This is a genomic window from Brevundimonas sp., assembly GCF_036732845.1.
Lineage (GTDB): Bacteria > Pseudomonadota > Alphaproteobacteria > Caulobacterales > Caulobacteraceae > Brevundimonas.
Genome location: NZ_DAINBO010000059.1, coordinates 1 through 9,756 on the forward strand (window position 1 = coordinate 1; position 9,756 = coordinate 9,756).

A 9,756-nucleotide genomic window follows, 5' to 3' on the forward strand; every position below is an offset into this window, starting at 1 on the left:
CTGTTGGGCCGCGCCTAGAAGGTCACGAAATTCAGCGTCACGGCCACGGCGCCCAGCCCGGCCACGATCGTGGTCGTCCACCCCATCCGCTTGGACCGCACCCATCCCGCGCAGCCGATGGCGGCGATCAGGCCATAGGCGCCCAGGCTGAAGAACAGCACGGCCATCAGCCGCGCCGGGCCTTGCGCCGCCTGACGCGCCACGCTGGCGGGCGCGTCGGCGTGCGATCCGGCGACCAGGGTCGTGGTGGCGACCGCCGCCACGATGAAGGCCACGGCGGACAAAGCCGACAGGCCGGCGGCCCACTGCACCGCCCGGCGGCGGCTGTCGTGGGTCAGCAGCATGACCAGAATGGTCGACGCGAAGCCGCCCATGAAGGCGCTCAAGGCGCCGATCTGGGTCGCCCAGGCGGCCAGATAGGCGGGCGACAGGGCGTCGCCCATCAGGCCGACCGCACCTTCAGGCCCGATCCGGTCAGCCCGTCGACGATCACGCTTTCACCGACCGCCGGCCCGGTCCCGTCGATCTCGGCGGGCCATTCGGCGCCGGAAACGAAGACCCGGCCGCGCCCGTCGACGAAGCCCTCGACCACGCGCGCGCGCTGGCCGATCAGACGGCTGTCGCGGGCGTTGATGTCGGGTGCGTCGTCCGGGTTCACCCGTTTGACCAAACGCCGCGACAGCAGGGTCGAGGCGACGGTCAGGGCGGCGAAGATGACGACCTCCACCGGCAGGCCGACACGCAGCCCCAGGGCCGTCAACACCGCCACCACGCCCGCCGAAACGGCCGGCCACAGCAGCCATTCGGTCGAAAAGGCCGCCTCGACCGCCAGCAGGATCACGCCGATCGCCAGCCAGATCCAGAACGGCTGGGCGGCATAGAGGTCAGACACGAACTCCATGGCTTATCGCTCCGTCGGCGGCACGCCGGTCGGGCGGCGTGGCGGACGCGGCTGGGCCGGAGGCGCGGACGTCGTCGTGGTCTCCGGGCGCGGCGGCGGCGCAGGCTGGGACGGACGCGGCTGGTGCTGGCCGTCGCGGGCCAGGCCGACCAGTTCGCCGATCCCGGCGATGGAGCCGATCAAGGCGCCCATTTCGGAAGGCACGATCACCGTGCGCTGCTGCGGGCTGCGGGCCAGTTCGGCGAAGGCCTCGACATATTTCTGGGCCACGAAATAGTTGATGGCGTTGACGTCGCCCCGGGCGATGGCTTCGGACACCATGGCGGTGGCCTTGGCCTCGGCCTGGGCTTCGCGCTCACGGGCCTCGGCGTCGCGGAAGGCGGCTTCCTTGCGGCCCTCGGCTTGGAGGATGGCGGCCTGTTTGGCGCCCTCGGCGCGAGCGATGGCGGCCTGTTTCTCGCCCTCGGCCTCGGTGATGACGGCGCGCCGCTCGCGTTCGGCCTTCATCTGACGCGCCATGGCGTTGGTGATGTCGACCGGCGGGGTCAGGTCCTTGATCTCGATCCGGTTGACCTTGACGCCCCACGGCTCGGTCGCCGCATCGATGACGGTCAGCAGGCGTGAGTTGATGTTGTCGCGCTGGAACAGCACCTCATCCAGGTCCATCGAACCGACCACTGTCCGCAGATTGGTCGAGCACAACTGGGTGATCGCATAGGGCAGGTTCTCGACCCGGTAGGCGGCGGCCGAGGCGTTCATGACCTGGATGAAGACGATGGCGTCGACCTTCACCATGGCGTTGTCCTTGGTGATCACCTCTTGCTGCGGAACATCAAGAACCTGCTCCATCATATTCATGCGCCGCCCGACGCGTTCAACGAACGGCGTCAGCACATGAATGCCCGGCGTCAGGGTCTTGGTGTATTTCCCGAACCGCTCGACCGTGAACTCGCGCCCCTGAGGCACGATCTTGACCACGCTGAACAACAGCACGATCGCCAGGACCAGAAGCGCGATGCCGAAAATGCCCATGATGTTCTCCTCAACCTTTGGGGGAAGCCTATCGCCCGTCCGGCGCCCGCGCCATCGAAACCGGATCGGCGACGTCCGATTCCATCGCCGCCACGGCCGCCAGGGCGATGATCCGGCGCGTCTCGTCCCAGCCCACGCGCCGCAAGGCCTCCTCGACCGGCACGAAGGCCGCCTCGGCCGCGTCGTCCCCGGCCACAGGCTCGCCGCTCGTCCAGCGCGCCACATAGTCGATCAGCACATAGTGCCGCCCGTGTTCGGGAAACAGGCCGTCGACCACATCGACCAGCCCCAGAATCTCGGCCTCGACCCTCGTCTCCTCGCGCAGCTCGCGCAAGGCCGCGTCCGCCGCCCGTTCGCCCGGCTCGATCCGGCCGCCGGGCAGGCTCCATTCGCCCATGCGCGGCTGGCGGCCCCGCTTGATCAGCAGCACCTGCCCGTCACGCAGACAGACCACGCCGACGCAGGGGGTGGGATTGGACCAACTCACTTGGACCAACTTCGAGAAAATGCTAAGGTCATGGCATGACGACAATGAACATCGCCGAGGCGAAGTCCAAGCTTTCCGAACTGGTCGCGCGCGCCGAGGCGGGCGAGGAAGTCGTGATCGCCCGCAACGGCAAACCGGCGGTGCGGCTGGTGGTGGCGAAAGCCTCGCCCAAACAGCCGCGACGACTGGGCGTTTGGGAACATCTCAACATCAATGTTCCCGACAGCGTCTTCTTCGATCCCGATTCCGAACTCGAAGCCCTGATGGATGCGCCGATCGATCCGACGACATGATGAGGCTGCTTCTGGATACGCACGCCTTCGTCTGGGCCACGACGGACCCCGGACGACTGTCCAGTCAGGCGCGAGACGCCATCCGCGACGGCGAGGCCGATCTCTATCTCAGCGCGGTCAGCGCTTATGAGATCGATTTCAAGCGCGAGTTCTCCCCCGAACTGCAACGGCTTCCACCTGATCTGGATGACGCACGGCCCACGCTTCGATTCCGCTGGCTCAGCATTGATCGTCGGCACATGACCGCCGCGGCGCGTCTGCCCCGTTTTCATCGCGATCCCTGGGATCGGATCATCATCGCTCAAGCACAGTCGGAGGACATGATGATCGTCTCGATTGATCCGATGCTGCGCGCGTACGACGTTTCGCTCCTATGGTGACCTCGCCCTCCCCCGCCGTTCTGGATGCCCTGAAGGCCGCGCTCGGTCCCGGCGGTTGGACCGACGATCCGTCCGACATCGCGCCGTGGCTGACCGAATGGCGCGGGCGTTGGAACGGCCACACGCCGCTGATGCTGACGCCCCGTTCGACGGACGAGGTCGCCCGCGCCGTCGCCGTCTGCGCCGGACACGGCGTGGCGATCACGCCCCAGGGCGGCGACACCGGCCTGGTCGGCGGCCAGATCCCTTATGGCGAGGTGCTGCTGTCGACGCGCAGGCTGCGCACGATCCGCGACGTCACGCCCCTGGACGACGCCATGACGGTCGAGGCGGGCGTCACCCTGTTGGAGGCGCAACAGGCCGCTGCGGCCGCGGGCCGTTTCTTCCCGCTCAGCCTGGCCGCCGAGGGCACGGCCACCATCGGCGGCGTCATCTCGACCAATGCAGGCGGCGTCGCCGTGCTGCGCTACGGCATGATGCGCGACCTGGTGCTGGGGATCGAAGCCGTCATGCCCGACGGCCGGGTCCTCAACGGCCTGAAGCGGCTGAGGAAGGACAACACCGGCTACGACCTGAAACAGCTCCTGATCGGCGCCGAGGGCACGCTGGGCGTCGTCACCGCCGCGACCCTGAAGCTGTTCCCGATCCAGCGATCCCGCGCCACCGCCATGGTCGGCCTGGCCCACGCCCGCGACGCCATCGAGCTGTTGGCCCGGGCCAAGGCCGAGACCGGCGGCGGGGTCGAAGCCTTTGAGCTGATGCGTCGGCTCGGCATGGAATTCGTGCTGCGCCACATCCCCGACACGCGTGAACCGCTGGAGACCACGCCGCCCTGGTATGTGCTGATCGAGACCGCCTCGGGCGAGCCGGGCGGCGCCGAGACCGCGCTGGAGCGCCTGTTGGCGTCGGCCTTCGACGACGGGCTGATCACCGACGCCGCCGTGGCCCAGAACGACGCCCAGCGCGCCGCCCTGTGGAAGCTGCGCGAGGAGCAGTCCGCCGCCCAGAAGCCCGAGGGCGGCGGCTGGAAGCACGATGTCTCGGTGCCGATCTCGCGCATCGCCGACTTCCTGGACGAGACCGAGACCGCGCTCGAACGCTTCCATCCGGGGGTGCGCATCAGCGCCTTCGGCCATGTCGGCGACGGCAATCTGCACTACGACGTGCTGCGCCCGCCGGGCGAGGACAGCGTCGCCTTCCTGGCGCGTTGGGAGGACGGTTCGCGCCTGGTGCACGACATCGTCGCCCGCTACGACGGCTCCATCAGCGCCGAACACGGTCTGGGCCGCCTGAAAACCGAAGAGGCGCAGCGCTACAAGTCCGACGTCGAGATCGAGATGATGCGCGCGGTGCGCGGCGCGTTGGACCCAAAGCGGATCATGAACCCGGGCGTGCTGTTCTGAACTCCCCCTCCCCCTTCGTCATCCTCGGTTCAAGCCCGAGGATGACGGTGTCGGACATGACATCCCCGTGACCGTCCACCCGCTTCAAACCGTCGCCGAACCGGCCTAGACACCCCGCCATGCTGATCGTCCTGTCCCCGGCCAAACGGCTGGATTTCGCCGCGCCGCCCGCCGACCTGCCGGCCACCCAGCCGCGCCTGGGCGACGACACCGCGACCCTGCTCAAGACTGCGCGTCGCCAGACCCAGGCCGAGTTGCGCCGTCTGATGGGCATTTCCGACGACCTGGCCAGGCTGAACCAGGCCCGGTTCAAGGCCTTCGATCCCCAGGCGACCGACATCGGCGTTCAGGCCGCCCTGGCCTTCGCCGGCGACGTCTATCAGAGGCTGGACGCGCGCGGCCTGTCGCCCGCCGATCTGGACTGGGCGCAGGATCGGTTGCGCATTCTGTCGGGTCTCTACGGCCTGCTGCGGCCGCTGGACCGCATCCAGCCCTATCGGCTGGAGATGGGCGTGCGCTTGAAGACCCGGCGCGGCGCCAGCCTGTACGACTTCTGGGGCGACCGGATCTCGAAACAGCTCAACGCCGACGCCCAGGGCCAGGCCGAACCCGTGCTGATCAACCTGGCCAGCCAGGAGTATTTCGGCGCCGTCGACGCCCGCGCGCTGAGGATCCCCGTCATCACCTGCCACTTTCGCGAGACCAAGGACGGCCAGACCCGCATCGTCTCCTTCTTCGCCAAAGGGGCGCGCGGCGCCATGGCCCGCTGGATCATCGAAAACCGCATCGAGCGGCCGCAGGACCTGAAGCGGTTCGACCGCGACGGCTATGCCTTCACCCCCGCCCTCTCGACCGATGCGGACTGGGTATTCATCCGGTCGTGAAATCCCTGTTCCACCTGTCGCCTTCGCACACGCGAACGTTTAGGTTGGATTCAGCAGACAAGACTTCCCGAGGCGACGACCCATGTTCCAATGGCCCAAGCGCGGCGACGCCGCCGACGACCAGTCCCAGCCCTTCCGCGACTACGGCGACCTGGCGGGCCAGGTGGCGGTCATCTCCGGCTCGACCTCGGGCATCGGTCTGGCGCTGGCCCGCGCGGTCGCCGCACACGGCGGAGACGTGGTTCTGAACGGTCTGGGCGACCCGGCCGAGATCGAACGCACCCGCGCCGAACTGGAGACCGCCTGCGGCGTGCGCGTGCGCTATCACGCCGCCGACATGACCCGGGGCGACGAGGTGGCCGACATGGTCGCCTATGCCAAGCACCAGCTCGGGCGGCTGGACATCCTGGTCAACAACGCCGGCATCCAGCACGTCGAGGCGGTCGAGAAATTCCCCTCGGACCAGTGGGAGCGGATCATCGCCATCAACCTGTCGTCGGTCTTCTACGCCACCCGCGCCGCCATTCCGATCATGAAGGCCCAAGGGCGCGGCCGCATCATCAACGTCGCCTCGGCCCACGGCCTGGTCGCCAGCCCGTTCAAATCGGCCTATGTCGCCGCCAAGCACGGCGTCCTGGGCTTCACCAAGACGGTGGCCCTGGAGGTCGCCCAAGACAACATCACCTGCAACGCCATCTGCCCCGGCTATGTCGAGACGCCGATCGTCGAAAAGCAGATCGCCGACCAGGCCCGCACCCGCGGCCTGACCAGGGAACAGGTGCTGAAGGACGTCATCCTGGGGTCCCAGCCGACCAAGAAATTCGTCACCACCGATCAGTTGGCGGGCCTGTTCCTGTACCTGGCCTCGGACCTGGGCGGCTCGGCCAATGGCGCCAGCTTCTCGATCGACGGCGGCTGGACGGCGCAATAGCCGACGACGGGGGGATCGTGTCGAAACCGAAGCCTGCGTCCCCCAAACGCCGACCCGTCTGCCTGGCCTTGCAGGGCGGTGGATCGCACGGCGCCTTTCAGTGGGGCGTGCTGGACCGGCTGCTGGAGGACGACCGGCTGGACATCCGCGCGGTCACCGCCGCCTCGGCCGGGGCCATGAACGCCGCCGCCCTGATCAGCGGCCTGGCTGAAGGCGGCGCCGAGGCCGCGCGCAAACGGCTGGACACGCTGTGGCGCGAGGTGAACCAGTCCGGCGGCCGCAACGTCTTCGGCGACAGCACGATCTGGAGTTCCGCCTTCAGCCCCGACTGGCTGATGGGCGCCGGGTTCTGGCGCCCGGCCGAGACCATGGCCTTGTCGCTCAGTCCGTATCAATTCAATCCGTTCAACCTGAATCCTCTGAAACGAGTTCTGGACACCGCCATCGACTTCGAGGCGGTGCGCGGTTCGGACGTACGGCTGTTCGTGGCCGCCACGGCGGTGCGTCAGGGCCGCTCACGCGTGTTTCAGACCGAGGAGATAACCGACCAGGTTCTTCTGGCCTCGGCCTGCCTGCCGCATCTGTTTCAGGCGGTGGAGATCGACGGAGAGCCGTATTGGGACGGCGGCTATCTGGCCAATCCGGCGCTGTGGCCGCTGTTCTATGCCGATACGCCCGACGACATCCTGTTGATGCCGCTGAACCCCTTCCGGCGCGACGAGACCCCGCGCGCGGCCGGCGAGATCATGGATCGGCTCAATGAAATCGTCTTCAACGCCCCCCTGGTGGCCGAGTTGCGCGCCGTCGCCTTCGTCCAGGACCTGATCGCCGAGGGCCGGTTGACGCCGGACGGGCCGGATCGGTACCGCAAATTGCGCCTGCACGCGGTGGAGGCGGACCCCTGGCTGGGCGACCTGTCTCTCAGCTCGAAGTTCGACACGGAATGGACCTTCCTGACCGGGCTGAAGGCGCGCGGCCGCGAGGCGGGCGAGCAATGGCTGGCGACCTGTTTCGACGCGGTAGGCGACCGGTCCAGCGTCGATGTGAAGGCGCGGTTCCTCTAACCCACGAAGCCTGCGGCCCGCCTCAGCCGGTCGTTGATCGCTTCGCCCAGGCCGGCTTGAGGGATCGGCGACACGGCGATGCCCGAGGGCTTCATCCGATCCGCCTGGCGCAAACGCCGGAACAGATTGGCAGCCGCCTCCCGCAGGTCTCCAGTCAGGCTCAGGCTGAAGGCCGGATCGCCGACGCCGGGTCCGAACCCCAGCAGGATCTCGCCCGGCCGCGCCTGATCCGCCTCGATCCGCACCGGCGCGTCGGGCGCATAGTGCAGGGCCAGCCGCCCCGGCGAGCGATGGCCCTCGCCCCCTGCATCCAGCGGCCCGGCCACGGTCTCGATCTCCTCGCGCGTCACGGCGCCGGGCCGCAACAGGGCCAGCCGCCCGTCCAGCACCGAGACCACCGTCGATTCCACGCCCACGGCGCAGTCGCCGCCGTCCAGGGCCGCGGCGGCCGCGAATCCCGTCTCCTCCACCGCGTCGGCGAAGGTCGTCGGGCTTGGACGTCCCGACCGGTTGGCCGAAGGGGCCACCACCGGCCGGCCAAAGGCGGCGATCACCGCCCGCGCCCGCGCGTGGCCCGGCGCCCGCACCGCCACGCTGTCCAGCCCGGCCCGCGCCAGATCGCACACCGCCTCTCGATCCCTGACCGGCGCGACAAGGGTCAGCGGTCCCGGCCAGAAGGCCTCGGCCAGCCGCCGCGCACGGTCGTCGAATACAGCGATCGTCTCGGCTTGGACGGCATCAGACACGTGCGCGATCAAAGGGTTGAAGCGTGGTCTTCCCTTGGCCTCGAAAATGGCCGCAACCGCCTGGGCGTTCCCCGCGTCGGCCGCCAGGCCATAGACCGTCTCGGTCGGCAGGATCACCAGCCCGCCGCTTCGCAGCACCTCGACCGCCTTGGCGTCGCTGTCGCCGTTCATCGCCGGGGCAGGAAGGGCAGCATGCTGCGCAACACGCCGTCGCGATCCACGAAATGATGCTTCAGCGCCGCGAGCACATGCAGGGCCAGCAGCACATAGACCGCCTTCATCCCCCACTCGTGCCACTGCATGAAGATGTCGTCGTCCGCCCCCGTCAACGGCAGCAACGGCCACTGGAACAGGCCCCAGAAGTCGATATCGCGCGGCCGCGCCGACATGGCCGCCCAACCGGTCAGCGGCATGATCAGCAACAGGGCGTAGAACCCCAGATGCGCCGCGCGCGCGGCCGTCTTCTCCCACGGCTTCATCCCTTGCGGCAGCGGCGGCGGCGGATTGGCGATGCGCCAGCCGATCCTCACCAGGGTCGCCAGCAGAATGGTGATCCCCAGCGCCTTGTGCACATTGACGAATTCGCGCGACATCGGTCCCTCGGTCGCTTCATGCGCCGTGATCAACAGCACCTGCGCCAGGATCGCCAGGGCGATCCCCCAATGCAGGATCACCGCGATGGTCGAATATCGGTCGCGCGTTTGGGCCATGGACTTCCCTTCCGTGACGGCAGGGCGCCAGCTTGGCGGATCACGGCCGCGTCGCCAAGCGGTCTTGCGTCGCATCCCCCGCACACGGCATTGATCGGCCAGACATTGAAGAGAGTCCGATGACCTACCGCGCCCCGCTTCGCGACATCGCCTTCACCCTGCGTTCGGTCGCCGGCGCCGACGCCTTGATGGGCGACGCCTTTCCCGACTTCGACGCCGATGTTCTGACCGCCGTGCTGGAGGCGGCGGGCCAGTTCTCGGAAGGCGTTCTGGCCCCGCTGAACCGGGTCGGAGACCAGAAGGGCGCGCTCTACGCCAACGGCGCGGTCACGGCCGCGCCCGGCTTCGCCGACGCCTATCGCCAGTTCGCCGAGGGCGGCTGGACCGGCCTGGCCGCGCCCGTCCACGCCGGCGGCCAGGGCCTGCCCAAGGCGCTGGAGCTGGCGGCCTATGAGACCGTCCATTCCGCCAACATGGCCTTCGGCCTGTGCCCCATGCTGTCGCTGGCGGCCATCGAGGCGCTGGAGGCCGTCGGTTCGGACGCCCAGAAGGAAACCTGGCTGCCGCGCCTGGTCAGCGGCGAATGGACCGGGGCCATGGTCCTGACCGAACCGCACGCGGGCACCGACCTAGGGTCCCTGACCAGCACGGCCACGCCGAACGGCGACGGGACCTATGCGCTGAACGGCCAGAAGATCTTCATCACCTGGGGCGACCATGACGCCACCGACAACATCGTGCACATGGTGCTGGCCCGCCTGCCCGACGCTCCGCCGGGACCCAAGGGCATCAGCCTGTTCCTGGCCCCGAAATTCCTGCTGAACCCCGACGGTTCGCTGGGCGCCCGCAACGCCTTCCGTCCAGTGGGCGTCGAGCACAAGCTGGGCATCCACGCCTCGCCCACCTGCGTCATGAGCTATGAGGG

General features: G+C 68.6%; 13 protein-coding genes. 7 read left to right on the forward strand and 6 right to left on the reverse strand.

Going from position 1 to position 9,756, the window contains the following annotated elements; translation table 11 throughout:
- Nucleotides 1-14: 14 nt before the first annotated feature.
- From V7D63_RS12575 to V7D63_RS12590, 4 genes are read right to left on the reverse strand one after another with little or no spacing between them, the layout of a single operon-like run.
- Nucleotides 15-443 (reverse strand): hypothetical protein, encoded by a 429-nt coding sequence (locus V7D63_RS12575; RefSeq protein ID WP_333592624.1) that lies wholly within the window; start codon nt 441-443, stop codon nt 15-17.
- Nucleotides 443-901 (reverse strand): NfeD family protein, encoded by a 459-nt coding sequence (locus tag V7D63_RS12580; protein WP_333592625.1) that lies wholly within the window; start codon nt 899-901, stop codon nt 443-445. Before V7D63_RS12580 ends, V7D63_RS12575 begins: the two co-directional genes overlap by 1 nt.
- A gap of 3 nt (nt 902-904) precedes the next feature.
- Nucleotides 905-1,933 carry an SPFH domain-containing protein gene (locus V7D63_RS12585; RefSeq protein WP_333592626.1) on the reverse strand — a complete coding sequence of 343 codons (1,029 nt, stop codon included), beginning with the start codon at nt 1,931-1,933 and terminating at the stop codon, nt 905-907.
- Between the two features lie 28 nt (nt 1,934-1,961).
- On the reverse strand, nt 1,962-2,420 hold the full coding sequence (locus tag V7D63_RS12590; protein ID WP_333592627.1) for an NUDIX hydrolase: 459 nt from the start codon (nt 2,418-2,420) through the stop codon (nt 1,962-1,964).
- Between the two features lie 35 nt (nt 2,421-2,455).
- Between V7D63_RS12590 and V7D63_RS12595 the strand changes: the two genes are divergently transcribed.
- The 6 genes from V7D63_RS12595 (at nt 2,456) to V7D63_RS12620 (ending at nt 7,375) form a co-directional block, all read left to right on the forward strand.
- Nucleotides 2,456-2,713 carry a type II toxin-antitoxin system Phd/YefM family antitoxin gene (locus V7D63_RS12595; protein ID WP_333592628.1) on the forward strand — a complete coding sequence of 86 codons (258 nt, stop codon included), beginning with the start codon at nt 2,456-2,458 and terminating at the stop codon, nt 2,711-2,713.
- Nucleotides 2,713-3,093 carry a type II toxin-antitoxin system VapC family toxin gene (locus V7D63_RS12600; RefSeq protein ID WP_333592629.1) on the forward strand — a complete coding sequence of 127 codons (381 nt, stop codon included), beginning with the start codon at nt 2,713-2,715 and terminating at the stop codon, nt 3,091-3,093. Before V7D63_RS12595 ends, V7D63_RS12600 begins: the two co-directional genes overlap by 1 nt.
- The gene (locus V7D63_RS12605; protein WP_333592630.1) at nt 3,090-4,496 is read left to right on the forward strand and encodes an FAD-binding oxidoreductase; all 1,407 of its coding nucleotides are present in this window, start codon (nt 3,090-3,092) and stop codon (nt 4,494-4,496) included. The genes V7D63_RS12600 and V7D63_RS12605 overlap by 4 nt, the downstream gene beginning before the upstream one ends.
- A 119-nt stretch (nt 4,497-4,615) precedes the next feature.
- On the forward strand, nt 4,616-5,380 hold the full coding sequence (yaaA, locus tag V7D63_RS12610; protein WP_333592631.1) for a peroxide stress protein YaaA: 765 nt from the start codon (nt 4,616-4,618) through the stop codon (nt 5,378-5,380).
- Between the two features lie 82 nt (nt 5,381-5,462).
- On the forward strand, nt 5,463-6,311 hold the full coding sequence (locus tag V7D63_RS12615) for a 3-hydroxybutyrate dehydrogenase (RefSeq protein ID WP_333592632.1): 849 nt from the start codon (nt 5,463-5,465) through the stop codon (nt 6,309-6,311).
- A gap of 17 nt (nt 6,312-6,328) precedes the next feature.
- Nucleotides 6,329-7,375 carry a patatin-like phospholipase family protein gene (locus V7D63_RS12620; RefSeq protein WP_333592633.1) on the forward strand — a complete coding sequence of 349 codons (1,047 nt, stop codon included), beginning with the start codon at nt 6,329-6,331 and terminating at the stop codon, nt 7,373-7,375.
- Here V7D63_RS12620 and V7D63_RS12625 read toward each other — a convergent pair.
- Both V7D63_RS12625 and V7D63_RS12630 read right to left on the reverse strand, forming a co-directional pair.
- Complete coding sequence (locus tag V7D63_RS12625) at nt 7,372-8,292, reverse strand: L-threonylcarbamoyladenylate synthase (protein WP_333592634.1); 921 nt, start codon at nt 8,290-8,292, stop codon at nt 7,372-7,374. The genes V7D63_RS12620 and V7D63_RS12625 overlap by 4 nt on opposite strands.
- Nucleotides 8,289-8,831, reverse strand: a complete 543-nt coding sequence (locus V7D63_RS12630; protein WP_333592635.1) for a cytochrome b — start codon at nt 8,829-8,831, stop codon at nt 8,289-8,291. The genes V7D63_RS12625 and V7D63_RS12630 overlap by 4 nt, the downstream gene beginning before the upstream one ends.
- 119 nt (nt 8,832-8,950) lie before the next feature.
- On the opposite strand from V7D63_RS12630, the gene V7D63_RS12635 reads away from it, so the two are divergent.
- On the forward strand, nt 8,951-9,756 hold an 806-nt coding region (locus tag V7D63_RS12635), incomplete at its 3' end, for an acyl-CoA dehydrogenase family protein (RefSeq protein WP_333592636.1).

Excerpts from the sequence above, each read along its gene's own strand:
- V7D63_RS12580 (WP_333592625.1), bottom strand. The coding sequence starts at position 901 with ATGGAGTTCGTGTCTGACCTCTATGCCGCCCAGCCGTTCTGGATCTGG.
- V7D63_RS12630 (WP_333592635.1), bottom strand. The coding sequence starts at position 8,831 with ATGGCCCAAACGCGCGACCGATATTCGACCATCGCGGTGATCCTGCAT.
- V7D63_RS12600 (WP_333592629.1), top strand. The coding sequence starts at position 2,713 with ATGAGGCTGCTTCTGGATACGCACGCCTTCGTCTGGGCCACGACGGAC.
- V7D63_RS12595 (WP_333592628.1), top strand. The coding sequence starts at position 2,456 with ATGACGACAATGAACATCGCCGAGGCGAAGTCCAAGCTTTCCGAACTG.
- V7D63_RS12615 (WP_333592632.1), top strand. The coding sequence starts at position 5,463 with ATGTTCCAATGGCCCAAGCGCGGCGACGCCGCCGACGACCAGTCCCAG.
- V7D63_RS12625 (WP_333592634.1), bottom strand. The coding sequence starts at position 8,292 with ATGAACGGCGACAGCGACGCCAAGGCGGTCGAGGTGCTGCGAAGCGGC.
- V7D63_RS12575 (WP_333592624.1), bottom strand. The coding sequence starts at position 443 with ATGGGCGACGCCCTGTCGCCCGCCTATCTGGCCGCCTGGGCGACCCAG.
- yaaA (WP_333592631.1), top strand. The coding sequence starts at position 4,616 with ATGCTGATCGTCCTGTCCCCGGCCAAACGGCTGGATTTCGCCGCGCCG.
- V7D63_RS12585 (WP_333592626.1), bottom strand. The coding sequence starts at position 1,933 with ATGGGCATTTTCGGCATCGCGCTTCTGGTCCTGGCGATCGTGCTGTTG.